Source organism: Ferruginibacter sp. HRS2-29 (assembly GCF_024343615.1).
Taxonomy (GTDB): Bacteria; Bacteroidota; Bacteroidia; order Chitinophagales; family Chitinophagaceae; genus Ferruginibacter.
This window is the reverse complement of record NZ_RJUB01000136.1, coordinates 1-24,293: the sequence shown is the minus strand read 5'-3', so window position 1 is coordinate 24,293 and position 24,293 is coordinate 1. Positions and strand designations below refer to the sequence as shown.

Annotated in this window: 24 protein-coding genes; 9 read left to right on the top strand and 15 right to left on the bottom strand. The window is 44.2% G+C overall.

Annotated elements, in window-relative coordinates:
* Window positions 1-56: 56 nt before the first annotated feature.
* From glgP to EGI32_RS14770, 4 genes are all read left to right on the top strand, one after another.
* Entirely contained in the window at window positions 57-1,709 is a 1,653-nt protein-coding gene (glgP, locus tag EGI32_RS14785; RefSeq protein WP_255156131.1) for an alpha-glucan family phosphorylase, read from the top strand.
* 76 nt (window positions 1,710-1,785) lie between these two features.
* Entirely contained in the window at window positions 1,786-2,217 is a 432-nt protein-coding gene (locus EGI32_RS14780; protein ID WP_255156130.1) for a thioesterase family protein, read from the top strand.
* Window positions 2,218-2,228: 11 nt separating this feature from the next.
* Window positions 2,229-3,443 carry an MFS transporter gene (locus EGI32_RS14775; protein WP_255156129.1) on the top strand — a complete coding sequence of 405 codons (1,215 nt, stop codon included), beginning with the start codon at window positions 2,229-2,231 and terminating at the stop codon, window positions 3,441-3,443.
* A gap of 76 nt (window positions 3,444-3,519) precedes the next feature.
* Window positions 3,520-5,037: a hypothetical protein gene (locus tag EGI32_RS14770; protein WP_255156128.1), complete on the top strand. Its 1,518-nt coding sequence runs from the start codon at window positions 3,520-3,522 to the stop codon at window positions 5,035-5,037.
* 67 nt (window positions 5,038-5,104) lie between these two features.
* On the opposite strand, the gene EGI32_RS14765 is transcribed toward EGI32_RS14770, so the two are convergent.
* Both EGI32_RS14765 and EGI32_RS14760 read right to left on the bottom strand, forming a co-directional pair.
* On the bottom strand, window positions 5,105-5,932 hold the full coding sequence (locus EGI32_RS14765) for a DUF6263 family protein (protein WP_255156127.1): 828 nt from the start codon (window positions 5,930-5,932) through the stop codon (window positions 5,105-5,107).
* A gap of 131 nt (window positions 5,933-6,063) precedes the next feature.
* Entirely contained in the window at window positions 6,064-6,267 is a 204-nt protein-coding gene (locus tag EGI32_RS14760; RefSeq protein ID WP_255156126.1) for a cold-shock protein, read from the bottom strand.
* Window positions 6,268-6,407: 140 nt separating this feature from the next.
* Between EGI32_RS14760 and EGI32_RS14755 the strand changes: the two genes are divergently transcribed.
* Both EGI32_RS14755 and EGI32_RS14750 read left to right on the top strand, forming a co-directional pair.
* Window positions 6,408-6,971 (top strand): isoprenylcysteine carboxylmethyltransferase family protein, encoded by a 564-nt coding sequence (locus EGI32_RS14755; RefSeq protein ID WP_255156125.1) that lies wholly within the window; start codon window positions 6,408-6,410, stop codon window positions 6,969-6,971.
* 40 nt (window positions 6,972-7,011) lie between these two features.
* On the top strand, window positions 7,012-8,085 hold the full coding sequence (locus EGI32_RS14750) for a 3-oxoacyl-ACP synthase III family protein (RefSeq protein WP_255156124.1): 1,074 nt from the start codon (window positions 7,012-7,014) through the stop codon (window positions 8,083-8,085).
* Between the two features lie 94 nt (window positions 8,086-8,179).
* Here the strand turns inward: EGI32_RS14750 and EGI32_RS14745 are convergent, their stop codons facing one another.
* The 3 genes from EGI32_RS14745 to EGI32_RS14735 form a co-directional block, all read right to left on the bottom strand.
* Window positions 8,180-8,497, bottom strand: a complete 318-nt coding sequence (locus EGI32_RS14745; RefSeq protein WP_255156123.1) for a hypothetical protein — start codon at window positions 8,495-8,497, stop codon at window positions 8,180-8,182.
* Window positions 8,498-8,721: 224 nt separating this feature from the next.
* A complete protein-coding gene (gcvP, locus tag EGI32_RS14740; RefSeq protein ID WP_255156122.1) occupies window positions 8,722-11,604 on the bottom strand; it encodes an aminomethyl-transferring glycine dehydrogenase in 2,883 nt (960 codons plus the stop codon).
* A gap of 387 nt (window positions 11,605-11,991) precedes the next feature.
* Window positions 11,992-12,777: a universal stress protein gene (locus EGI32_RS14735; protein ID WP_255156121.1), complete on the bottom strand. Its 786-nt coding sequence runs from the start codon at window positions 12,775-12,777 to the stop codon at window positions 11,992-11,994.
* A gap of 81 nt (window positions 12,778-12,858) precedes the next feature.
* Here EGI32_RS14735 and EGI32_RS14730 point away from each other — a divergent pair, with 81 nt between their 5' ends.
* Entirely contained in the window at window positions 12,859-13,338 is a 480-nt protein-coding gene (locus tag EGI32_RS14730; protein ID WP_255156120.1) for a YkgJ family cysteine cluster protein, read from the top strand.
* Window positions 13,339-13,416: 78 nt separating this feature from the next.
* Here the strand turns inward: EGI32_RS14730 and EGI32_RS14725 are convergent, their stop codons facing one another.
* The 5 genes from EGI32_RS14725 to folK form a co-directional block, all read right to left on the bottom strand.
* Window positions 13,417-13,926: a DUF1572 family protein gene (locus EGI32_RS14725; protein ID WP_255156119.1), complete on the bottom strand. Its 510-nt coding sequence runs from the start codon at window positions 13,924-13,926 to the stop codon at window positions 13,417-13,419.
* A gap of 160 nt (window positions 13,927-14,086) precedes the next feature.
* Window positions 14,087-14,998 carry an MBL fold metallo-hydrolase gene (locus tag EGI32_RS14720; RefSeq protein WP_255156118.1) on the bottom strand — a complete coding sequence of 304 codons (912 nt, stop codon included), beginning with the start codon at window positions 14,996-14,998 and terminating at the stop codon, window positions 14,087-14,089.
* A gap of 130 nt (window positions 14,999-15,128) precedes the next feature.
* Window positions 15,129-16,370 carry an MFS transporter gene (locus EGI32_RS14715; protein ID WP_255156117.1) on the bottom strand — a complete coding sequence of 414 codons (1,242 nt, stop codon included), beginning with the start codon at window positions 16,368-16,370 and terminating at the stop codon, window positions 15,129-15,131.
* 130 nt (window positions 16,371-16,500) lie between these two features.
* Entirely contained in the window at window positions 16,501-17,133 is a 633-nt protein-coding gene (locus EGI32_RS14710; protein WP_255156116.1) for a deoxynucleoside kinase, read from the bottom strand.
* A gap of 36 nt (window positions 17,134-17,169) precedes the next feature.
* A complete protein-coding gene (gene folK, locus EGI32_RS14705; protein ID WP_255156115.1) occupies window positions 17,170-17,649 on the bottom strand; it encodes a 2-amino-4-hydroxy-6-hydroxymethyldihydropteridine diphosphokinase in 480 nt (159 codons plus the stop codon).
* Window positions 17,650-17,832: 183 nt separating this feature from the next.
* On the opposite strand from folK, the gene EGI32_RS14700 reads away from it, so the two are divergent.
* Together EGI32_RS14700 and EGI32_RS14695 are read left to right on the top strand one after the other, a co-directional pair.
* A complete protein-coding gene (locus tag EGI32_RS14700; RefSeq protein ID WP_255156114.1) occupies window positions 17,833-18,948 on the top strand; it encodes an ABC transporter permease in 1,116 nt (371 codons plus the stop codon).
* 1 nt (window position 18,949) lies between these two features.
* Window positions 18,950-19,468, top strand: a complete 519-nt coding sequence (locus tag EGI32_RS14695) for a hypothetical protein (RefSeq protein ID WP_255156113.1) — start codon at window positions 18,950-18,952, stop codon at window positions 19,466-19,468.
* 175 nt (window positions 19,469-19,643) lie between these two features.
* Here the strand turns inward: EGI32_RS14695 and EGI32_RS14690 are convergent, their stop codons facing one another.
* From EGI32_RS14690 to EGI32_RS14670, 5 genes are all read right to left on the bottom strand, one after another.
* Window positions 19,644-20,837 carry an anhydro-N-acetylmuramic acid kinase gene (locus EGI32_RS14690; RefSeq protein WP_255156112.1) on the bottom strand — a complete coding sequence of 398 codons (1,194 nt, stop codon included), beginning with the start codon at window positions 20,835-20,837 and terminating at the stop codon, window positions 19,644-19,646.
* A gap of 2 nt (window positions 20,838-20,839) precedes the next feature.
* Window positions 20,840-21,778: a tRNA epoxyqueuosine(34) reductase QueG gene (gene queG, locus EGI32_RS14685; RefSeq protein WP_255156111.1), complete on the bottom strand. Its 939-nt coding sequence runs from the start codon at window positions 21,776-21,778 to the stop codon at window positions 20,840-20,842.
* Between the two features lie 186 nt (window positions 21,779-21,964).
* Window positions 21,965-22,768, bottom strand: coding sequence for a hypothetical protein (locus tag EGI32_RS14680; RefSeq protein WP_255156110.1), 804 nt, complete (start codon window positions 22,766-22,768; stop codon window positions 21,965-21,967).
* 129 nt (window positions 22,769-22,897) lie between these two features.
* A complete protein-coding gene (locus EGI32_RS14675) occupies window positions 22,898-23,515 on the bottom strand; it encodes a hypothetical protein (RefSeq protein WP_255155385.1) in 618 nt (205 codons plus the stop codon).
* An 85-nt stretch (window positions 23,516-23,600) separates the two neighbouring features.
* Entirely contained in the window at window positions 23,601-24,197 is a 597-nt protein-coding gene (locus EGI32_RS14670; protein ID WP_255155386.1) for a Pr6Pr family membrane protein, read from the bottom strand.
* Window positions 24,198-24,293: the final 96 nt, after the last annotated feature.

Below are 24,293 nucleotides of genomic sequence, written 5' to 3'. Positions count from 1 at the left end.
TATTACCTAAAAATGCAAAAACGTTTTATATTGCAGCCAAATCAATATTAACTAGTATGAATTTTTCTCAATTTCAGGTGCCTTATTCGGTTGATCCGGCTTATGCGAAAAAAGTTGCTTATTTTTCTATGGAGTTTGCAATCAAGCAGCCATTGAAAATTTACAGTGGCGGGTTGGGGTATCTCAGCGGTTCTCACCTCAGAAGCGCTTATGAGTTAAGGCAAAACCTGATCGGTATCGGCATATTGTGGAAATACGGGTATTACGACCAGGCCCGTAATTCTGATCAGACCCTGCAGGTACAATGGAACGAAAAAATATACAATTACCTGGAAGATACAGGTATCAAATACCAGATCGATATTCACGGACATGCCGTTTGGGTGAAAGCATTGTACCTTAATCCGGAAACCTTCAAATCGGCGCCTTTATTTTTGCTGACGACCGATCTTCCGGAAAATGACCACATGTCGCAAACCATTACTCATCGCCTGTACGATGCCAACGTAGCTACTAAAGTAGCGCAGTTCATCCTGCTGGGAGTTGGTGGTGCCAAACTGATCGATCTGCTGAATTACAATCCTGAGTTGTATCACCTCAATGAAGCACATGCGATCAGCTCTGCATTTTACCTGTACAAAAAATTCGGGAATGTGGAAGACGTGAAGAGAAGGATGGTGTTCACTACACATACCCCTGAAGAAGCGGGTAATGAAAAGCATGATATTTACCTCTGCGATAAAATGAGTTATTTCTGTGGTGTGCCACTGGAAGAAGTGCGTAAGATCACCGGTATTAATGACGATCAGTTCAATCATTCATTGGCGGCATTACGTTTTGCACATCTCGCCAATGGTGTAAGCCAGCTCCATGGCGAAGTGAGCCGTAAGATGTGGAGCAAGTACAGCGGTATTTGTGAGATCAAAGCGATCACCAATGCGCAGAACTGGCAATACTGGGCTGATAAACAATTGTACCGTTTTGCCGATGAAAATAATGAAGATGGGTTCATCGATCGTAAAAGATACCTGAAAAAACGTGCATTCGATATCATTGCCGATCAGACGGGAAAATTGTTGAACCCTGATGTTCTCACGATCGTGTGGGCACGCAGGTTTGCCGGTTATAAAAGGGCCGCGTTACTTACAGAAAATATCGAACGTTTCAATGCATTGCTGGGCAATACCCGCTACCCGGTGCAGATCGTATGGGCCGGAAAGCCTTATCCTGTTGATTATCCTGCTATCAGTGATTTCAATCACCTGGTAGATCTTAGCAAACGTTACCCGAACGTAGCCGTTTGCACAGGTTACGAACTGGATCTCAGCAAGCGCCTGAAGCAGGCTTCGGACGTGTGGCTGAATAATCCACGTGTACCAAGGGAAGCCAGTGGAACCAGTGGTATGACTGCCGCGATGAATGGCTCCGTGAATTTCAGTACCAACGATGGCTGGATCTGCGAATTCATCAACCATGGCAACAACGGCTTTGTGGTTCCGCCGATCGACTATGAAAATGTAAGCGTTCACGAGCAGGACCAATACGACCTCGAAAAATTATACGAGATCCTGGAGAATCAAATTCTACCTTTATATTATGACAATCAGCATGTATGGCGCGACATTGTGAAGAATGGCATGAGGGACGTACGTTGGCAGTTTGACAGCAACCGCATGGCGAAAGAGTATTATGAGATTTTATATAAATGATGATTTATAAAAAATTTTGAAGATCCTTTTCGATTGGTTGCGGAAAGGATCTTTTTTATTTATTAAAATACTAATAATGGAATTTGAAAAGAAAGTAGAGCTGCGTTGGTCCGACCTGGATCCCAATTTTCATGTGCTGCATTCCAAATATTATGATTTTGCTGCCAATTGCCGGATGGCATTTCTTACCGAACATGGGTTCGGGATGCCGGTGATGATGAAGTACCAGATAGGCCCGATCTTATTCAGGGAAGAAGCGGTGTTCAGGAAGGAAATACGATATGGCGATGAGGTGCGGATCAACCTGAAAGTGAAAAGTGTGACGGCAGATTACAGCCGCTGGTCGATGGTACATGAATTATGGCGGGATGCCGAAACACTGGCGGCCGTCATCACCGTAGATGGTGCATGGATGAATACCGCTTTGCGGAAACTTGCAGTGCCACCGGAAGAAATGAAAATGGTGTTTGAAGCAGCACCAAGGACTGATGACTTTATGATTATTTAGAATCCAGAACAATGATTGCAGCTACAGCAAATTTATACAAACAGGCATACAGCGGACTTACGAGGAAAATGTGGCTGCTCAGCATTGTCATGCTTATCAACAGGAGCGGCACCATGGTATTGGCATTTATGACCCTGTATTGCAAACATCGTGGATATAGCATCGAGCAAGGGGGATTTGTGGTGGCAGTGTATGGAGTAGGTTCTGTTCTTGGAGCACTGGGAGGAGGAAAGCTTGCCGATAAGTTCGGGTTTTATTATGTCCAGTTTGGCGCACTCTTTCTCGGGGGGATATTGTTCATGGTGCTCGGGCTAATGGATTCGTTCCTGTCTATTTGCGTTTGTACGTTCGCGTTAGCGATGGTGAATGAAAGTTTCAGGCCGGCCAATTCCTCTGCCATAGCCTATTATAGTACACCGCAAAACCGTACCCAGTCTTTTGCATTGGTCCGTCTTGCCATTAATCTCGGGTTTGGTGTAGGGATTGCTTTGGGCGGTTTCCTGGCTTCCATCAATTATCATCTGCTGTTTTGGGTAGATGGCTTTACCAATATTTCCGCGGCATTTTTGCTGTTGCTCATTTTACCGAAAGTAACACTGAAGCAACAGCATTCAACGATCACTTCCAAAACAGAAGTGAAATCGACGAAGTCTGCTTATACAGATAAAAATTTCTTGTGGTTTCTCTTTTTTCAATTAGTGTTTGCCATCTGTTTCTTCCAGTTGTTTACTACCATTCCTATTTTTTTTAAAGACGGGTTAAAACTGGATGAATTCTGGATCGGGGTGGTGATGTCGGTCAACGGGATCATCATCGCTGTGATCGAAATGGTGCTGGTCTTCAAGCTTGAAGGAAGGCGGCCATATCTTTTACTGATGAGTTACGGCTCTGTGTTGATGGGGCTTTCGTTCCTGCTCCTTAATATACCATTGTCGAGTGGTTTGCTGGTAGCGCTTATTTCAACAGTGGTGATCACTTTTTCTGAAATGTTGTCGATGCCTTTCATGAACTCGTATTATATTTCCCTGAGCACGGAAAAAAACAGGGGGCAGTATGCAGGCATGTATACGATGTCGTGGAGCCTTGCACAAGTCATTGGCAGCAGCACGGGCGGTGTGTATGCAGAAAAATTCGGGTTCACAAGCCTGTGGACGCTTGTGTTTATCTTATGCCTGGTGGCCGCGGGCGGTTTCTATTTGCTTCAACGCAGGAAAAATCTAACCTAAAAGGGGGATTGGACAAGGATATTTATTATTTTATCTTACGCGCCGGATCTTCATCGTAAAATCAAAATAATAATAAATGAAATTCTTATTTACCATCGGAGCGTTTTTTCTTTCCTCATATTTATTTACTGTCAATGCACAAACCGGCAATACCGGTATCGGAACTATAAATCCCGAATACAGGCTGCATGTGATCGACACAGGTGCTGCTGCCAAACGGAATACCTTGTTTGGTGTTTTAACTGCACTGCCGCCTACAACCGTTATCACCAGTGCAACTATCTACGGCACTTCCACTACAGGTATTGGATTATTGGGCGTAAGCGAGTCGCAGAGTGGTATTTATGGCCTTACTTCAGGGGGCTATGGTGGTGTTACGGGGGTAAACAGCGGGGGAGGTTATGGGGTTTGGGGCGTTTCTACCGGATCCGGAGCCGGCGGGTTTTTCGATGGTGGATCTGGCGCACGAGGTATCATCGTCAATAATGGTGCTTCTGGTTTTGGTACAACTACTCCTTTTGGAAGGTTGCATGTAGTTCAACCGGCAACGCCTGTACCGGCTGTCGACACTTTCGCCGCTATCATGGCATATTCCTATACAGCGCAAGGCTGCCTGAAAGGCGCACTGCAGGGAGAATACAATACGAGCAACTATGGCACAGGTATCCAGGGTATCGGCTATAATGGGATTAATAACCAGCAGGCAAATGCCGTATTTGCGTTGGGCAATCAGGACCTGGGCGTATATGGATCGGCTAACACAGCAGGCGTGCAGGGGGTGTCTGTTAATGGTATCGGTGTTGCGGGATATAATAAGAATGCTTTTTTTGCAGCAACAACCGGTGGAGGAAACTCTTATGGCGTATATGGATATGCCAATACCATTGGTGGCGCTGCAGTGCCAACAGCGCGGTACGGTGTGTATGGATTTGCTACAGGAGCCGCCACGAACTATGCGGGTTATTTTTCGGGTAATGTGCAGGTAACCGGATCTATTGCAAAAGGCTCGGGTACGTTCAAGATCGATCATCCGCTCGACCCCGCCAATAAATACCTCTATCATTCTTTTGTGGAAAGTCCCGACATGATGAACATTTACAATGGCAATGTAACTACCGATGCACAGGGAAAAGCTGTAGTAACGCTGCCTTCCTACTTTGAAGCGGAAAACAAAGATTTCAAATACCAGTTAACCATCATTGATGAAACACAATTCGTGCAGGTGCGTATTGCCAAAAAAATTACGGGCAATACATTTGTGATCATGACGGACAAGCCGAATATCGAAGTAAGCTGGGAAGTGACCGGTGTGCGGCAGGATAAATTTGCCAATGCGCACAGGGTTGTTCCGGAAGTAGAAAAAGAAAAAGAATTCAAAGGTTATTACCTGCATGCTAAAGAGTGGGGATTGCCCGACGAAAAGAGCATCGATTACCTGACACGGCCGAATAAAGCTACGTTGCAAAAAGATAAATTGGCAGCTGATGACAAAAACATCACCAAACCGGGAGCTGCAAAAACAACTAGTTCGGCAAAAGATAATACTCCTTCCTCAACGACTGCTGGTGGTGCTGAGATTAAAACAATAAAATAGCAATACGGCCATAAATAAACAAGCCCAGGAATTATCCGGGGCTTGTTTATTTATGGTCACAAAATTATTACTGATAGGTAGATTCAATCGTAGTCTTGCTTGTAAATGGTATATCCTGTCCCATTGCATTCATCGACCCTTCGATGTTGGCAGCATTACTTCTTTTTTTCACCAGGCTGGTTTTGGTATCTACAGTGATGGTGCCTGTAGTGGTAGTTTTCATCTTCATTTCCATCGACTGGCCTTGTGCTTCCATATTGGAACTTCCGTTGGCGGAGCCCACAGTTGAGATGGTAGCAACCCCATTATCGATCTTCTCGATCTTATAGGTATTGATGGTCTTGATCCCTTCTATAGCAGAGCTGTCAGTCCAGGTGGCACCTGCTTTCACTTCACCAGGTATCACAAAGAATATACTCGATACGGTGGCAGCACCGGTGTTTTGCGCAGCCCCGGTGATCATACCCTGTAAACCATCACCAGGGTTTGACCCTGCATTTCTTTCGGGGCTGAGGTCTTTCGCTTCACCTGTTTTTATATCAATCAGTAAAGTATCGGTTTTGTCGAGTGAAGAAGCAAATTCTTTCCCGTTATCTGATTCCCTGTCTTCTTTTTTATCTGAGTCAAAAGCGATGGTTTGTCCCATCATGCTGCCATCTACCACCAGTTTGCTCAATGTGCTTGTTACGGTATAATTTTTTGCATCGGCCTCCAGTACTTTTATTTTATAAGTGCTGGTGCTGTTGTTGGTCATCGGCATCATCATGTCGATCGTCATTTTGTTGGCCGTAACGATCGTGAGTTCCTGTCCCTTTTTAAGAATGGCCGCGTTGTTGTTTTGCGCATTAGCGGCAGCGGATAAAAGAAGGCATGATACCAGTAAATATTGCTTCATATGTAAAATTTATTTTTTGTAAATGTAACAGAAAATACAGCTATGGAAATGAATAATTTGTTAGTATATGGATAAAAAAAATGGGTTACTGTTTTACCAGTAACCCTTAAGAAATTTAAATGATTTTACATTTATCCTACAACTGTTACATTAACAGCATTCATTCCTTTTTTACCATTCTGCAGTTCGAATTCAACTTTATCACCTTCTTTGATGTCGTTGATAAGTCCGCTTACATGTACGAAAGTTTCTTTGTCAGAATCGTCATGTTTAATGAAGCCGAAACCTTTTTCAGAGTTGAAAAACTTAACGGTACCTTGATTTTTAGTGTCCATTTTAAATTTGTATTGTATTAATAATGTGCAAATATATGAGTTTTATTGATTAAAGCCGGCAAAAACTTATTTTCTTACAGCCGGATTCTTATAGGTAACTTAGTATCAACGTGGTAAGTGATCATATCATATTTTGTCTGTTGCTGATAACCTATTGTTTTTTGCATAGCGCCCTGGCTGCAACGGCGGTCAGGAATGTCCTAAAGAAGAAATTGAGGTTGTCGGATCGTGCGTATCGGCTGGCTTATAACCTGTTCGCCCTGGCAGGGCTCATCTGCATGATCTGTTTTTTGGTCACCATCAAAAGCCCTCGTATTTACACACCCGGTATGGCCGCATATATTATTTTGGGTATTTTGCTGGCTACGGGCCTTTCGGGTATGACCATATGTGTAATGAAATATTTCCGGCAAATGAGTGGTATCCGGTTGAATGGCCAACGCGAAAAGCTGGAAATATCAGGCATACATCGTTATGTACGTCACCCACTCTATCTCGCTACATTCCTGTTCATTATTGCCATAGCCGGCTATTTTCCTTTCGTGTCTAATGTGCTCGCTGCTGTTATCATCATTGTTTACACAGTAATTGGCATCTACTTTGAAGAACTTAAACTCGTGGATAAGTTCGGAGATTACTACAGGAATTATCAAAAGCGAACGGCCATGCTGATACCGGGTTTGAAGAAAAAAGTATCCGGTTAATGCACTTTATAATTTAATTTTAATCTTTAAATCACGCGATATGTCATCAATAAGAGCAGTAATAACCGGTACGGGAAGTTTTGTTCCGCCGATAATAAAAACGAATAAAGATTTCACCATTCATAATTTTTATGCGGAGGATAATGTGCGGATCGAAACGGATCCGACGGAAGTGGTAAATAAATTCGAACAGATCACCGGTATCGCCGAAAGGCGTTATGCCACCGCCACTATGGATGCATCTGATATGGGAGCTATTGCCGCAAGGATAGCACTCGAAGATGCCGGCTGCGACCCGGAAACTTTAGACCAGATCATCGTGGCTCATAATTTTGGTAACGTCATAAAACATACGATCCAGACGGATGTGATGCCGGCACTGGCATCGAGGATCAAACATGCTTTGAATATCAAAAATCCGAATTGCGTGCCGTACGATATCCTGTTCGGCTGCCCGGGGTGGATACAGGGAGTGATACAGGCGGATGCATTCTTTAAAGCAGGCATCGCAAAAAAATGTCTGGTAATAGGAACAGAAACACTCAGCCGTGTGCTCGACGATTACGACCGCGACAGCATGATATTTTCTGACGGAGCCGGGGCATGCGTGCTGGAAGCAAAAGATGAAACGGAAAGCGGGATACTCTCTGCTTCCGTACAGGCGCATTGCCTCGACGAAGTGAATTATTTGTTCATGGGCAAATCGAATTATCCTGATAGCGACCCACGCATCCGTTATATAAAAATGAAGGGGCGTAAAGTATATGAATATGCCATGAAACATGTGCCGATGGCAATGAAAGATTGCCTGGATAAAGCAGGTGTTGATATCAGTGTATTGAAAAAAGTTTTCATTCACCAGGCGAATGAAAAGATGGACGAAGGGATCATCAAAGCGATGTATAAATTATACGGCAGCACACCTCCGCCAAAAGACATCATGCCGATGAGTATCCATAAACTCGGCAACAGCAGTGTAGCCACGGTTCCTACCTTGTACGACCTGGTAACGAAAAATGAAATGCCCGAACATAAACTTGAAAAAGGCGATGTGATCTTATTCGCTTCAGTAGGGGCAGGTATGAATATCAACGCTGTTTGTTACAGGTTATAGGAATGTTGTGGGATGTAAGTTGATAGATGCCAGATGTAAGATGAGAAAAATTTAAATAAAATAGCCGCTCGTATTTTTAAGAGCGGCTATTTCATTATTTCCTCCAGGGAGAACGGCCATGAGGGCGTTTGTGATTTTTTTTATGTTTGTACCAGCCTTTATGTTTGCCGTTATCATGACGGTAATAATGTTTACGGTCATTACGGTTGTAGCGGTTGTATGAATTTCCCCTGTGACTGCTGTTTTTAGTACGGAATAACCCGTCGTTCCTGTTTCTTTCCGGGTTTTTAGCAATCTCGCTTTTTCTGATGGTATTATCCATTGCTCCCTGCAATCCGCTCTGGGCAAAAGCTGTCGATGAAAATAAAGCCATCGTACAGGCAATCAAGAGGGTTAATTTGATCTTTTTCATAACACTTGTTTTTTGTACGATACATATACAAATAACTGTGCCATGATTTTATCCGGTTGTTAAAAAAAATAACGTCCCATAGTTACAGGACGTTATTAAATTTTTTTTAAAGTGGTAACACGAATTACACGAAAGTGTTTGTCTATTTACTTCAAGAGTATAAATTCAGCTTAAAGTAAAAACTTCGAAGGTTTCACTATTCACTATTCACTATTCACTATTGACTATTCACTATCTGCATATGCACTGGTTGGCTCACAGGTGCAGATCAGGTTCCTGTCACCCACGGTATTGTTCACCCTGCTTACCGAAGGCCAGAATTTGTTATCCTTCACGTATTCCAGTGGATATGCGGCCTGTTGCCTGCCATAAGGCTTGCTCCATTCATCCGCTGTAATGATCAGTTGTGTGTGTGGCGCATTTTTCAACACATTATTTTGTTTGTCTGCAGATCCATCTTCCACCGCTTTTATTTCCTTACGGATATTGAGCAATGCATCGCAGAACCTGTCCAGTTCAGCTTTGTCTTCACTTTCGGTAGGTTCTATCATGATAGTGCCTGCTACAGGGAAACTTAATGTGGGCGCATGGAAATTATAATCCATCAGCCTCTTGGCTACGTCTTCCGCTTCGATACCGGCGCTTTGTTTGAACGGCCTCAGGTCAACAATAAATTCATGTGCGCAGGTTCCGTTCTTTCCGGTATACAATATTTTGAAATCATTCTGCAACCTGGCCTTCATATAGTTGGCATTCAGAATGGCATACTCAGTGCTTTTTTTCAATCCCGATGCACCCAGCAATTTTATATAAGCATAACTGATCAGTAATATGCTGGCGCTGCCGAATGCGGCTGCGCTTACCGCGTGAATAGCAGTACCCGGATTTTGTTGAGAAACATGCCCTGGTAAATACGGAGCGAGTTTTTCATTCACACATATCGGTCCCATGCCGGGGCCGCCGCCGCCATGCGGGATAGCGAATGTTTTGTGGAGGTTCAGGTGGCATACATCGGCGCCGATGAAACCGGGGCTGGTCAGTCCGACCTGCGCATTCATATTCGCACCATCCATATATACCAGGCCACCATTATCGTGAATGAGTTTGCATATGTCGATGATGCTTTCTTCAAATACACCATGCGTACTTGGGTAAGTGACCATCAGGCCTGCAAGACTGTCTTTGTATTTTTCAGCATTCAACCTCATGTCTTCCACGTCGATATTCCCCGCTTCGTCACATTTGGTAACCACCACCTTAAAGCCTGCCATTACAGCACTTGCGGGGTTGGTTCCGTGTGCGGAGATAGGTATCAGGATGATGTTCCTGTGTGCTTCATTCCTGTCGGCATGGTAGGCAGCGATGGTGAGCAGCCCGGTGTATTCACCCTGTGCGCCACTGTTAGGCTGAAGCGAAGTGGCTGCAAAACCGGTGATATTGCTCAATGCATTTTCCAGTTCGGTGATGATCCTGCGATAACCTTTCCATTGATCTGCAGGAGCAAAGGGGTGGATGGAGTTGAACGCAGGCCAGCTAACCGGTATCAGCTGTGTAGCGGCGTTCAGCTTCATCGTGCAGCTGCCCAGGGAGATCATCGAAGTATTCAGGCTGAGGTCTTTGTTTTCCAGCAGCTTGATGTAACGCATCATTTCAGTTTCGCTCCTGTGCGTATTGAAAACCGGATGAGTAAGAAAATCCGACGTCCTCGTAAGATTGGAAGGAATATTTTCCAGCAAAGTATCTGCGTTGAAATTAGCAGTGGCAGTATCACTGTTACGGATACCCGCAAACAGATGGATGATGTTCAAAATATCCCTTTGAGTAGTAGTTTCATCTACTGAGATACCTACTGCATTTTCGAAGTAATGGAAATTGAGTTCATTGTTGAGGGCAAGTTGTTTTACCTGCGCCACATCGTCCACTTTTATTTTCAGTGTATCGAAATAAGCCTTGTTTATATTTTCAAAGCCGAGTGCATCCAGCTCATGGCTGAGTGTCTGCGCCAGCAGGCTTGTCCTTTTCGCTATATTTTTCAATCCTTCGGCGCCATGATATACAGCATACATTGCTGCCATGTTTGCCAGCAAAGCCTGCGCCGTACAAATGTTGCTTGTCGCTTTTTCGCGGCGGATATGTTGTTCACGGGTTTGCAGTGCCATACGCAGGCAACGGTTGCCCTGTGCATCCACGCTTACGCCGATGATACGGCCGGGGATATTCCTTTTGAATTCGTCTTTGCAGGCAAAGAATGCGGCATGCGGTCCGCCAAAACCCATTGGTACGCCGAAGCGTTGTGAGTTACCGATGGCCACATCCGCTCCCAGTTCACCCGGAGGGGTAAGCAGCGTAAGTGCCAGCAGATCCGTAGCCATCACTACGAGCGCATTTACAGCGTGTGCATCGTCAATGAATTTTTTATAATCGCTTACCAGCCCATTGCTGTTGGGATATTGCACCAATGCCCCGAAGTAAGTTTCGTCCAGTTGAGCCGTAGCGTAATCGCCAAAAACAAGTTCAACATGTATCGGCAAAGCCCTGGTGATGAGGATATCTTTTGTTTGAGCAAAGATGGCTTCATCCACAAAGAATTTCGGCGAAGTGATATGGTCGGTATTTTTATTTTTATGATTGAAAAGCATCGCCATCGCTTCAGCGGCTGCAGTGCCTTCATCGAGCAGGCTGGCATTGGCGATCGGCAGGGCGCAAAGGTCGCTTACCATGGTTTGGAAATTCAATAAGCTTTCGAGGCGCCCCTGTGCAATTTCGGCCTGGTAAGGGGTATATTGAGTGTACCAGCCCGGATTTTCAAAAACCGTTCGGAGTATCACACTCGGAACGATGGTGCCGTAATATCCCTGGCCGATGTATGTTTTATAGATTTTGTTCAGTTTGGCCGTTTCAGCCAGTTGGGTGAGGTAGGCAAATTCGCTTAACGGGGCGCCGGTGTTGAGTGGGGAATGGTTTCTTATCGCTGCCGGAACGGTTTTGTCAATCAATTCATCTATGGATGAAACGCCGATCACTTTTAACATGGCAGCGGTTTCAGATTCATTCGGCCCTATATGCCTGGAAGCAAACTCGTGCTGCTGTTGCTCGAAAATATTCATAGTAGGTTATTATTATGAAGGTTGTGCGGAATTGTGTAAAATAAAGACGCCGCAAAATTACGTTTATATAATAACATTTCAGCACTGAAGAAAGATTAGTGGATAATAGGTGGAAGAGTAGGAGTTTGGAGGTTTAGGAGTTTAGGAGGTCTAGGGAGTGACGCGGGAAAACGTGTAGTGTGCCAGATTTTTTTTTGTATAGAGGAAATGGCACAAAAAGCGTGTCAAAAATGAGTTGGGCCTGCTTAATTGGCACAGAATAATTTTTTTCTTCAAAACCAATGTATTATAAAAAAAGTGCCCCATTACTGAAGCACTTCCATTATGAATTTTAATAATCTATATAGCTTTCCAGGCTTCTAAACCTCTAAATCCTAATCTCTAAACCTACTCATGTACTGCCAATACCGGCACTTTACTCTGGTAGATCATTTTCTTCGTATGCTGGGTCTTGAATAATTTTTCGTAGAAACTATGGTGTTGTGGCCCGATGATGATCATATCGATGTTTTTATCGTGGGCAAACAGGTTTACCGATTCGTGAAAATCAAATAAACGCATGAAATAAAATTCCGGCTTGAAGTCGATCAGCAGGGCCTCCATTTTATCCCTTTCCGCTTTAAAATCAGTGGTGAGCGAAATATAATGGCTTTCATCTACATTGAGGATGTGTACGGCCGGCCTGAAATCAGTCAGCACGCGTTTTACCGCCAGCAAAACCGGGGTATCTTCCACATACTTCATCTGCGAAGTGATCAAAACGTTGCTGATGCTAACATAAGCGGCATCTTCGGGCACGATCAATACCGGGCAAACGTTCTTTTCAGCCATCTTCAAAGTATTGGTCCCCGAAAAGCGTTGTTCCAGCTTCGTTTTTCCGGTCAGCCCCATTACGATCATGTAGGCTCCTTTTACATGTGCGAAGGCGCTCAGGCTGTCGATGAAATTGTCGCCCGATTCGGTTACAGCCTGGGTAAGGGTAGTGGAACCCACGGCAAGCTCGGCCTGTAGGGTATCCAGGTAGTGCTGCGTGATTTCCTTATCTTCGGCAGCATGATAAAAATGATAGAGTATCAGCGCTACATCTTCGCGGTCCTTATACATATTGGCCGCATAATGTGCAGCATTGAAAGAGGTTTCAGAAAAATCCAATGGAACGATAACTGTTTTCATTTATAGTATTTTGATAAAAATAGCCATAAAAATTTCATTGTCAACATATCAGTGAAAATTTTTAAAGCGATATTTGCAACAATGGAAAAAGACCTGCTGAATAACTGGCAAAAGAAATCGGGTGACCGGCAGAAGCTATATACCAAGTTTTTGCATCGGGCCGATAAGAACAAAACGCTGAAGGTTTTGCCTGACCTGCATGAAGAGGCATTCAGTAAAATCGATTGCCTGGATTGCGCTGCCTGCTGCAAAAATTATTCTCCGAGGTTCAAGACGACGGATATAAAACGGGTTGCCAAACATCTCAGGATCAAAGATGGTGACCTTATCAATAAATACCTGAAAGTAGATGAGGATGGCGACTACGTGGTCAATTCAAAACCATGCCCTTTCCTGGGCGCCGATAATTTCTGTAGTATCTATGAGCACCGCCCAACGGATTGCGCCCGCTTCCCTTACACCGATGAAGACGTTTTTTTGAAACGGCCAAAGATCACGCAGAAGAACTCTACGTTTTGCCCGGCGGTGTATTATGTGCTGGAGAAATTAATAGAAAAGTAAATAATGGATAATGTTTCCTGTTTGAATCATTTACTGTTCTGAAACTCTTTACTGACGGAAGCATTATCCATTATGCCGTTATCCATTAATATTTTTCTTCTTAGGAATAGAAAGACTCTCAAACTCTTCCCCCTTCAGCATTTTGGCTATATACACAATCTGCCCCACATGCGAAGCATGATGCGCCAGTTGCCTGTTGATGGCATCCAGTACGGAATGCGCTTCTTTGCGGATGTAAACAGTTTCGGAAAGCTGCCCCGGCTGCAATTCATCCAGCGCTTTGAAAACGCAATCCCATCCTTTGTTCCATTGTTTTACCAGGTCAAAGCGGTTGTTGATCACCACTTCAAATTCCTCCTCCCTGTTGCGCCATTCCTTTTCTCCATCTGTGGTGAGAAAATCCGTAAAACGGGAGAGGAGGTTGCCTGCCATGTGTTGCACAATGATGGCGATGCTGTTGCTGCCCGCCGCCGGCGAAATGAATAGTTTTTCTTCTTCCAGTTGCTCCATGGCTTTTTCGGCCATCAGCTGGTAGGTTTTAAAATGTTTGATGGAGCTGGAGAGATAAATTTCGTTTATAGAAGACATAGAATGAATAATGAATAATTAATAATTAATAATTTTTTCGGAGTGGGCATTTAAGTGAATGACATTTTACTTTAAGAAGGAATTTTTTCTTTTAAATAATATGAACGTTGATTATTTATAAAAGTATAAGCCTGGTAACCTGATTATTAATTATTCATTATTAATTATTAATTGAAAGCGTCAGTTCTTCATACGCCGCTTTCAACGGCCTGTCTATCCCATCGCCTTTCCATTCAGGAGAACCGGGGATTTCTTTCGTGTTTTTTACAATTTCATCCAGTGTTTTTCCTGCTTTGATCTGCTCACCCGTATACTTCAGCACATTGGAAAGATAGTCCCTGAAAGCCAGCACATCGGCTTTTGTCAATACCACATCATATCCTTCGCCGGAGTGGCCGGAAATGTAGGTTGTCCTGGCCTTAAACGTGGAAGTGGCCTTTTCCAGCACAGTGATCCAGCTGCTGATATTCGCCCCGGCGGAACGGTCAACAAACGGGTGCCTGCGATTGAATACCAGGTCGCCGGCGTGTACGATGTTCGCTTTTTTGAAATGAACAAAAGCATCGCCGTTGGTATGGCCCGGGCCAAAATAACGCAGGCAGATATCCTGTCTGCCGATCTTTTCGCACCATACCCAACCAAAGATCTGGTTGGGATACAACTGTTTGTCTTCCGTTTTATTTTTTACCGCCACTTCCTGCTGGTTCTTTTTCGAATTTTCGTGAGCGAGTACATGCTGTGCCAGGCCTTTGAAAGCGATGTTGCCGCTGGTATGGTCACCGTGATGATGGGTATTGATGAGCAGCCGGAATGGTTTATCCGTTTTCTTTTTGATCTCGTCTATCAGGTGCGCCGCACTATCCGGAAACTGGCTGTCTACCACCACAGTCCCTTCTTTGGTAAGCATGAATAAAATGGTACCGCCTTTTTCTGTAAAAATGCCGATGTTATCCGTCAGCATCCTGATCTTGAAAGCAGGATCAGCAAGGAATTGAGCCAGTGTATCAGCATTCAGGAATGCCAGGGCGCCTAATGTGAGGCCGGTGTTTTTGAGGAAAGATCTGCGTTGCATGATAGAAACTTTAGTCTTTGAAATTAATAATTAATAATGAATAATTAATAATTCCTCAGATAGAAATGACTATGAAAAGAATGAAGGTTATAATGACAATAATTATTAACTATTAATTATTCATTATTAATTAATACTCCATCTTTCTCAAACTCGGTGCTTTAAACCACGTCGTCACCACAACACCCACCGTCATACATCCGCCAAAGATCACTGACGGTACCGTACCGAGAAGCCTTGCCATTACGCCACTCTCAAATTGACCGAGTTCATTGCTGCTGTTGATGAACATGCTACTCACGCTGAGTACACGCCCCCGAAGTTCGTCAGGGGTTTTCAGCTGCAGGATAGTGCTTCGTACGATCACGCTTACGCCATCCATACAACCGCTTAATACAAGCATCATAAATGAAATCCAGAATACTGTGGATACTGCAAATGATATCATGCACAAGCCAAAAATCCCGACCGCAAATAATAGTATTTTTCCCTGCCTGCGTTGCAAGGGCCATATGGAAAGAAAAGTAACGGTGCAGATAGAACCTATATCTGTAGCGGCATTCAGCCAGCTAAAACCTTCGGGGCCTACGTGCAATATGTCTTTTGCAAATACCGGCATCAATGCGGCAGCGCCGCCGAATAGTACCGCAAACATATCCAGCGACATAGCGCCGAGTAATTCTTTGGTTTTGAAAACATATTGCAAACCTTCTTTCACGCTTTGCCAGGTCTTGCTTTCTTTCATTTCAAAAACAGGCTTTACTTTTAGTTTTGAAAAAAAGAAAATGGAGGTGCTTATGAAGATGAGTACGACATAAAAAGTATTGTGTACACCGAGATGAGCGATAAGAAAACCTGCTGTAGCATGGCCTATGATAGAGGAGATCAGATAACCGGAAGAACTTAAGGAAACCGCACCAGGCAAAATTTCTTTTGGAACGATCTGTGATATCATCGCCGACATAGAAGGCCCCGAGAATGCCCGCACAGCACCAGTGATAGCAATTATAGTACACATGATGCCCGCTATTACCCAATGATTCAGCACGCTCCTGGTGTAATCGGTGGAAAGAAAGAACAATACTCCCATGCAGCATAGATAAATCGTCATGCAGGTAAGTAAGAGTTTTCTTTTTTCATTGCGGTCGATATAATGTCCGGCGTATAAAGCCAAAGAAATGGCGGGTATCACTTCCGCCAGGCCTACCAGGCCGAGCGCGAGCGTATTGTTGGTCAGCTCATACATCCACCATGCAATAACACCGGTTGTCATACGAATCCCCATTGTGAAAATGAACCGGCCGATGATGAAGTGTTTAAACTCTGGTATCCGTAAAGCTAAATATGGATTCTGTTTAGTGAACGAAGGCAATTTGTTATTCTTTTGAACAAAGATAAAGAAGAGAGCCGATACGGGATCCTGATTACCCGATGCCGGATGTTCTTTGAGATTAAGTTTCGTTTAAATCTTCGCCACGATATCCAATAATCAGTAACCTGTCTTAAGGCAGCGTAAGATAATGTTGCCCAACTTCATATTCCCTATCCAGCGCATCCACGATCACCTGCAGATGCTTTTCATTCCCGAGAAAATCGGCATTGCTCGCATCCACGAAAATGGTCTTGATATTATGTTGCTTGATATATTGCGTGTAGGTTTCCTGCAGGCTGAAGAGGTAGTCGTTCGGGATGCTCAGTTCGTATTGGCGGTTCCGTTTTTTGATATTTTCCTGTAATTTATTTACCGGGGTATGCAGGTAGATGAGGATATCCGGCTGTACGATCTGTGGGTTGATGATCTCAAAAAGTTTCTGGTATAATTTGAATTCTTCATCGGGCAGGTTCACTTTTGCGAATAGCAGGCATTTGGTAAAAAGGTAATCGCTGACCGTGATATTCTGAAACATATCTTTTGTCTGCAGCAATTCTTTCAGCTGTTTGTAACGTTCCGCCATGAAAAAAAGCTCCAGCGGAAACGCGTACTGCTCGGGACTTTCGTAAAATTTTGGCAGGAAAGGGTTGTCCGCAAATTCTTCCAGTATCAGCCTTGCGTTGTAATGTTTGCTCAGTAAATGTGCCAGCGTGGTCTTGCCCGCGCCTATGTTCCCTTCGATCGTTACAAAATTATACTTCATTCGGGCGCAAAATAAGAGGAAACCGTTTATCCGCCATCAAATTTTTTTCACATCCAGTTTGTCGGGGCAAATTGTGAGTAGTTGGTGAATTGTTTTATTCAATACCGGGTGTTTCATATTCGGCGACAGTTCGTTCAGCGGCACCAGTACGAACCGGCGGTTGGGGATTTCAGCATGCGGTACGGTCAGCGCAAAATCCTTCAGAACCAGTTTGCCAAAAAAGAGTATATCGATGTCGATGATCCGCGGGGCGTTCTTCACCGTACGAACGCGTCCCATCGCAGATTCTATACCGAGACAGGCAGCAAGGGTTTCCCGGGGCGACAAAGCAGTTTCGATGATGATAACCTGGTTCAAAAAGTCAGGTTGCTCCAGCATTCCCCAGGCGGCCGTCTGGTAAACGGACGATTCGCGGTGGATGCTGCCCACGGCTTTTTCGAGTTTCTTTTTTGCGGTACGCAGATTTTTAGCCGGATCGCCTTCGTTTCCCCCCAGAAGTATGTAGACTTTATTCATGGACTTGAAAATGGATATTAATGAATGGATAATTGGATAACGGATAATATTTTTCGCGAAGATAAATTATCTATTATCCATTATTCAATTATCCATTCTCTCTTATAAAGATACTTCCCCTATTACACATCCGCCGGATTTTATGATCTTTTTGCGATAGCTTTGCTGCATTAAATTTCATTTATGAGATATAGCCAGCTTACCGCGATGTGGGCGATCACCAAAGGAAGCCTCAGATCGATCACCCGCAGCCCATCTGCCGTGATCTTCAGCTTTGCTTTTCCATTTATTTTCATCCTCGTATTTGGATTTATCGGTAACAATGGCGGCGGCAGGTCTTATCGGATCGTAATGGATAAAAATTCGGACACGAATAATATCCTGTACACGGTGATGAAAAATTCGGATGCGATCAAAATGGTTACTTATCCGACTGAAAAAGAAATGCAGACGGATATTCAAAAAGGAAGGGTAGCAGGGATTATCAGCATAACAAAAAGTACCGATAGTGCGGCACCTTATAAAGTAAGCATGCACACTACCAGCGCCAGCGACGATCAATGGCCACAACTAAGGGTCGTGCTGGAAGGGATGATCAATAATGTAAGCAACCAGGTGTACAAAGGAAGGCCGGTATATGCAACTTTCAAATTTGATCCGGCTAATAAAGCCGACAGGGAAGTGGTGAGGGAATACAAAACGATCGATTTTATTTTACCCGGCCAGTTAGGGTTTTCCTTATTGAGCTCAGGTGTGTTCGGTGTGGCATTCATGTTCTTCAACCTCCGCAACCAGCTGATCTTAAAACGTTTTTTTGCCACTCCTATCACCAAAACATACATCGTTTTGGGGGAAGCGTTGAGCCGTATCATATTCCAGATGATCACTGCGGTGGTCATCATCCTGGTTGGATATTATTTCTTCGGATTTACACTGGTGCACGGTTTCCGCACATTGCTCGAAATGCTGGTGCTGAGTTTCCTGGGGCTGGTGGTCTTCATGGGTTTTGGCTTTATCGTAAGCGGATTGGCAAGGAGCGACAGTTCGATCCCGCCATTCGCCAACCTGATCACGCTGCCACAATTTTTGCTGGGAGGCACATTCTTCTCCATCGCGGCATTTCCAAAATGGCTGCAGCCGATCTCAAAAGCATTACCGCTTACACATCTCAATACTGCCATGCGCAGCGTAGCTTTTGAAGGGCAAAATCTCTGGCAGGTGAAAGGCGAAATCGGGATTTTATTATTGTGGGGCATCGGTGTGTATATAGTGGCAGTTAAAGTTTTTAAATGGGAATAAGATGAATAAGATAAAAGGTGTTTTAGTAGTGTTGACAGGGCTTTTCCTGCTCGTGACAGTCATGTCGTTGTTCATACCATCAAAAGTGGTAACCGTCCGCGGAATGCCGGTGCATGCGCCAGAAGCCAAAATACTGGCACAGGTAACCGACCTGAAAGCCTGGAAAAACTGGCACCCGGTTTTCATGCAGGACAGTAACGCCGTTTTCAGCACACCATCTTCCGGCGCCAATGCTTCGGTGCAATGGAATACGGCAGGTAAAACAAATACGATCAGGATCACAGAGCAATCCACTTCGGGAATAAAATTCTTACTCATCCGCCCCGGGGAAAAAGATGTGGAAAATATTCTTTCACTGGCACCTCTGCAGGATGGCAACGGTTACCAGGTAGAGTGGCAGGCGCTCACACATTTGAAATGGTACCCGTGGGAAAAATTTGCAGGGATATTTACCGATAAGATGACGGGGCCGGGGTATGAAGTGGCGCTGGAGAGCCTGAGGAAGAAGATAGAAAATTAAGAATTACGAATTACGAATTAAGAATTAAGAATTACGAATTACGAATTACGAATTACGAATTACGAATTACGAATTACGAATTATTTTTTTTAACGGTTCACATTAGCCCGAAGGGCTTTAATCTACAATAACCACGGGTGAAACCCGTGGTTATTGTAGATCCCTACTCAACTTCTTAATTGGGAAAACTGATCTTTCCCATCGCGATTGCCGGGAAATTTTTGATCCCCGACACAAAACTATCCGCATTTCCTGCTACACATTCATTGGCCAGGATGGCAAACAGGATCGCTTCTTTCGCATCAGGATGGATATTTTTTTCTGCTGTGGAATCTATGGTGGCGTTCCGGATATTTTTTATCAGGTGCTCCATCAGCAAAATGTTGTGCATGCCACCCCCGCTTACGTATACCTTCGTTTTGCCTTTTCGTGAAGAGAGCTGATTGATCGCATCGCAGATGGCATCGGCGGTAAATTTATTGAGCGTAGCCATTGTATCGTTGATGCTGATGGAAGATGTTCCCGATTTTTTTTGCGCAGCGTACAGGTAATCCAGGCTGAACAATTCCGGCCCGGTGGTTTTTGGAAAAGGCAGTTTGAAAAAATCATTTTCTTTCAATGCGGATAACAATCCATCATGTATGTTGCCTGCTCTTGCGATGAAAGCGTTTTCATCAAATGAGAACATGGAAAAATTCTGTTGCATCCACGCATCCATCAGTGTGTTGCCCGGGCCGATGTCGGTGCTGAACATATGCCCTTCTATCGGCAGGTAAGTAAGGTTGGCTATGCCGCCAATGTTGAGCAGTATCACATTGGTGTCTTTTTCTTTGAATAACAGGTAGTCGCCGTATGCGGCCAGTGGTGCGCCTTCGCCGCCAGCGGCGATGTGTTTTTGCCTGAAATCGCTGATCGTGATGATGCCGGTCTTTACCGCTATATGATCCCCATCGCCGATCTGTAAAGTGCCATTGCCGAATTCATCCTGTGGATGAAGATGTTTGGGCGCATGATAGATCGTTTGCCCATGGCTGGCGATAAGATCCACTTCTTCTTTTTTTACGCCCCATTCTTCCAGGCAATGGTTCACTATTTCTGCATGTTTTTCGCCGAGCCATTCATTCAGCAGGCAGATGGTTTGCAGGTCTGCCTGTCGTTGCGAAAAAACTTCCCGTACCCTCGCTTTGAACGTGGCGGAATAATTTTTAGTAGAGAAATTTTTCAGTATGAGCCGGGTGCTGGCCCCGCTTCCTTCTATTTCGCAAAGCGCCACGTCCAGCCCATCCAGCGATGTGCCGCTCATGAGGCCGAGTATGTGGCGTTTTTTCTTACCAGCTATCGCGTAAAGTTTTTCTATCTGTGCATTCATAATTATACATTGATTTGCCGGATGAACTGAAGGTTTCTTTTGATGCCGTTGAATTTGGTACGTTTGATAGGGGAGTGCCTGAAGATTATTTTGAAACTTTCTTCCGTCAGCTCTTCCCAGTCATCCGGGGAGAAATGTAATATCTCCGGATTGGCTTTGAATTTTGCTTCCTGCGTGGGTTGCGAAAAACGGTTCCACGGACAAACATCCTGGCAGGTATCGCATCCGAATAACCAGTCGTCGAATTTGCCTTTCATGCCTTCCGGCAACAAAGCTTCTTTGAGCTCGATGGTGAAGTAGGAAATACATTTGCTGCCATCCACTACTTTGTCGGGAAGGATAGCTTCTGTGGGGCAGCTGTCGATGCAGCGGGTGCAGGAGCCGCAATAATCTTTCGCGTAGCCGTCATCGTACGTCAGTTCCACATCAACGATCAGCGAAGCGATAAAAAAATACGAGCCTTGTTGTTTGTTGATGAGGTTCCCGTTTTTTCCGATCCAGCCCATGCCTGCTTTTTGCGCCCACGATCTCTCCAGCACCGGGGCACTGTCTACAAAACCACGCCCCTGTATCCCGCCGATCTTTTCTTTCAGTAAAAAGAAAAAATGATTCAGCTTTTCCCTGATCACTTCGTGGTAATCGTTGCCATAAGCATATTTGGCTATTTTGGGGGCATCTTTATCTTGTATGGTTTCGGGAAAATAATTGAGCAGTAAAGTGATCACCGATCTGGCCCCCGGAACAAGTTTGGTAGGGTCTACCCGCAGATCGAAATGGTTCTGCATGTAATGCATATTACCATGCATGCCTTTGCTGAGCCATGTTTCCAGCCTTTGTGCATCCTGGTCGAGAAACTGTGCTTTCGCGATACCGCAAAATTCAAACCCCAGCATCGCGGCGGTTTGTTTTACAAAAGCGGTATGTGTTTCTGTTGCATTCATTGAGGTGTAAAAATACAAAAGCCGTCCGGATTTTTCCATTTGAAAATCAGCTGTCAGCCTGAGCTTGTCGAAGGTAATTCCGGTCTATCCCGCCTTCGACAAGCTCAGGCTGACAGTATAGTGAGCTAAGGGTGGAAGAACTAAAAATCCCTGCTGTTGTGCAGGGATTCTGATAAAAAACATATTTTAAAAATTGATATCGTAGCCAATCAGTCCAATCAGTTCAAAATAGCCGAAACCTTGATGAACCCTGCTTCCTTTCAGCGAAGCGGTGTTGGCCAGCGCATTTATGTAATGCACATAACCACTTTTTGCCGTGCCTTCGATGAACAATCTTTTCAGCGGATAATATCTTGCACCCGCTTCGGCACTCAGGTTGTACCCGGCGATGTGGAAATTATTGTTCAACCGTTCGCCTCTCCAGGTAAAATCTGTACGGGGGATATTGATACCGGCACCGGCCTTCCAGATGAAATTCACCAACGGCCTGCTTTTGTCGCGGTTGCTTACCAAAGTCTTTTGCTCCACATAATTGATGTGTAATAAATTTCCGCCATCGGTGTGTTCCAGGTGCAGGAATGTAGCTGGATTGAGGATGCTGTCGCCATTTACCTGCACGCCATCGATCTGGCCGGTAACACGGGCCTTTTGAAAATCGGTCACTACATATTTGATGTGATCGAAGTTGATCTCGATTGCCCTGGTACGGCTTTTATTGAGATAAAAACCAAAACGATAATTGTATTGCGGAATGGAGATCTGACCCGGTTCTTTCAGGATGGCATCCATATCAGGCTTGTCATGCGCTTTCACATGATGAAGCGTGAATTTATTTCCGTTCCCCATTTTGAAATGAACATTGCTTTTGGTATACCATTCGGTATTGTACCCCCATTGAATATACATCCCTTTGAAGAGCGGGCCTTTGTTTTGGGCATTTGCCAGTACAGCTATATTGAGCAGCAGTAGTGTTAGTAGTATTTTTTGCATGATGATGCTTTTGCTTGACGCCGCAAATTTACATCAGAAATATAGAAAAGGATGTAATTATTTGAAAGCAGGAATTTGAGGGAAATCCTTTCACAACGAAGAGTTTATATATAAAATTACCCCGGATGGTTACTTTACTCCGTAAGTTCTGCACCATTTATCCAGTAAAAGTGGTTTGCCATGAGGATCGGAGATGGCTTTATCAATGATCTCAAATAATTCAGGAGTTAACAACACAGCAGCTCCATCATTACCACCATTATATAAAAATACCCGTTCGTCTTTTTCCTGTAAAAAGAGCTGTTCATTTACAATTTCCGCAAAAGCCTTTGCTGCTTCGCCCCAGCCATAGCCAGGAAAATCTTTAAAGATGACATAATCTTTTCCATTTACGATCATACTGTGATTGACCTTTTCGAGATCTGCTTCTTCAATATGGTTCGTGACTTCAAATTCAAGGCCGATAGCATCAAATACATATTGTAGATATTTGAAGGCATCTGTAAAACCACCATCTTCAAAAAGAGTTTCACCATCAAGCATGTAATAGCGGTAATCTTTCGAATGGTTAGCGAGAGTGTAAAAATGAGCGGTATTCAAATAATTATTCCGTAAGCCTTCGCGCAATTCTTCTTTTATTTCCGCAATATCTTCCTGCGCTGCATATTTGAAATAACCGGCTTTTTCCAATAGTTCAATGACATCGTTGTTCTCCCGTAGGTTGGGCGTTTCGGGTACTTGATCCATTTGTGACGGTTCAGTTATTTTCTTTTTCTTAAAAAAATTAAACAGATTTATGCATGAATTATTTTGATTTCGGAATACCCGTAATTTATCTTTTGATGACCGATTTGCCAATAAAAAGAAACAATGCCGACATGGCCAAAAATCCCACCACCAGCAAACCCGAATTGATGAGCACCTGCCCCATGCCAAACCTGCTCACATTTACAAAAGGATAAGGATAATAATTGGTGGAATTTCCATAAGCTAAGGTGTAAGCGAGATAGAGTAACGGGTAGATCGTCCATAAGAAGATCACTCCGTAACCCACGGGTTTGGAGCGCTGATACATCACCCAGAATACAAGCGTCAGTATCGGCAGCAGCGTATGCAATAATTCATCGGCCAGCATGTCCCAGCCATGCAGCTCTACCAGTCCCCTCAGCAGGAACTGGTACACCAGGAATACCGTGGTAAGATATACCGTGACAGCAGTATGGGTAGCAGGTTTCACATTTTTGCCGAAGGCAACCGCGGTGAAATACACGGCTGTCAGCGTATTCGTCAGAATCGTAAAAAATCCAAAGTAGCGGATAGTCGTATCCAGCGTGCTGCGGCCAGGACTGTTTTTTAAAATAAGTATATACTGAAGTACGAGCGCAAACCAACCGATCAGCCCAAAGAGCGTTGCAAGTTTTGTTTTCATAACGCAGTTTTATTCTTAAAGGTAGAAAACCTCCGGGGTTTTTCTCCCAACCCCGGAGTGTTTTGGATCAAACGCCCGGAGGTTAAAAGAAACCTC

What these genes read in the sequence shown, in the direction of transcription:
- glgP (WP_255156131.1), top strand. Translation starts at nt 57, where the DNA reads ATGAATTTTTCTCAATTTCAGGTGCCTTATTCGGTTGATCCGGCTTAT.
- EGI32_RS14780 (WP_255156130.1), top strand. Translation starts at nt 1,786, where the DNA reads ATGGAATTTGAAAAGAAAGTAGAGCTGCGTTGGTCCGACCTGGATCCC.
- EGI32_RS14775 (WP_255156129.1), top strand. Translation starts at nt 2,229, where the DNA reads ATGATTGCAGCTACAGCAAATTTATACAAACAGGCATACAGCGGACTT.
- EGI32_RS14770 (WP_255156128.1), top strand. Translation starts at nt 3,520, where the DNA reads ATGAAATTCTTATTTACCATCGGAGCGTTTTTTCTTTCCTCATATTTA.
- EGI32_RS14765 (WP_255156127.1), bottom strand. Translation starts at nt 5,932, where the DNA reads ATGAAGCAATATTTACTGGTATCATGCCTTCTTTTATCCGCTGCCGCT.
- EGI32_RS14760 (WP_255156126.1), bottom strand. Translation starts at nt 6,267, where the DNA reads ATGGACACTAAAAATCAAGGTACCGTTAAGTTTTTCAACTCTGAAAAA.
- EGI32_RS14750 (WP_255156124.1), top strand. Translation starts at nt 7,012, where the DNA reads ATGTCATCAATAAGAGCAGTAATAACCGGTACGGGAAGTTTTGTTCCG.
- EGI32_RS14745 (WP_255156123.1), bottom strand. Translation starts at nt 8,497, where the DNA reads ATGAAAAAGATCAAATTAACCCTCTTGATTGCCTGTACGATGGCTTTA.
- gcvP (WP_255156122.1), bottom strand. Translation starts at nt 11,604, where the DNA reads ATGAATATTTTCGAGCAACAGCAGCACGAGTTTGCTTCCAGGCATATA.
- EGI32_RS14735 (WP_255156121.1), bottom strand. Translation starts at nt 12,777, where the DNA reads ATGAAAACAGTTATCGTTCCATTGGATTTTTCTGAAACCTCTTTCAAT.
- EGI32_RS14730 (WP_255156120.1), top strand. Translation starts at nt 12,859, where the DNA reads ATGGAAAAAGACCTGCTGAATAACTGGCAAAAGAAATCGGGTGACCGG.
- EGI32_RS14725 (WP_255156119.1), bottom strand. Translation starts at nt 13,926, where the DNA reads ATGTCTTCTATAAACGAAATTTATCTCTCCAGCTCCATCAAACATTTT.
- EGI32_RS14720 (WP_255156118.1), bottom strand. Translation starts at nt 14,998, where the DNA reads ATGCAACGCAGATCTTTCCTCAAAAACACCGGCCTCACATTAGGCGCC.
- EGI32_RS14710 (WP_255156116.1), bottom strand. Translation starts at nt 17,133, where the DNA reads ATGAAGTATAATTTTGTAACGATCGAAGGGAACATAGGCGCGGGCAAG.
- folK (WP_255156115.1), bottom strand. Translation starts at nt 17,649, where the DNA reads ATGAATAAAGTCTACATACTTCTGGGGGGAAACGAAGGCGATCCGGCT.
- EGI32_RS14700 (WP_255156114.1), top strand. Translation starts at nt 17,833, where the DNA reads ATGAGATATAGCCAGCTTACCGCGATGTGGGCGATCACCAAAGGAAGC.
- EGI32_RS14695 (WP_255156113.1), top strand. Translation starts at nt 18,950, where the DNA reads ATGAATAAGATAAAAGGTGTTTTAGTAGTGTTGACAGGGCTTTTCCTG.
- EGI32_RS14690 (WP_255156112.1), bottom strand. Translation starts at nt 20,837, where the DNA reads ATGAATGCACAGATAGAAAAACTTTACGCGATAGCTGGTAAGAAAAAA.
- queG (WP_255156111.1), bottom strand. Translation starts at nt 21,778, where the DNA reads ATGAATGCAACAGAAACACATACCGCTTTTGTAAAACAAACCGCCGCG.
- EGI32_RS14680 (WP_255156110.1), bottom strand. Translation starts at nt 22,768, where the DNA reads ATGCAAAAAATACTACTAACACTACTGCTGCTCAATATAGCTGTACTG.
- EGI32_RS14675 (WP_255155385.1), bottom strand. Translation starts at nt 23,515, where the DNA reads ATGGATCAAGTACCCGAAACGCCCAACCTACGGGAGAACAACGATGTC.
- EGI32_RS14670 (WP_255155386.1), bottom strand. Translation starts at nt 24,197, where the DNA reads ATGAAAACAAAACTTGCAACGCTCTTTGGGCTGATCGGTTGGTTTGCG.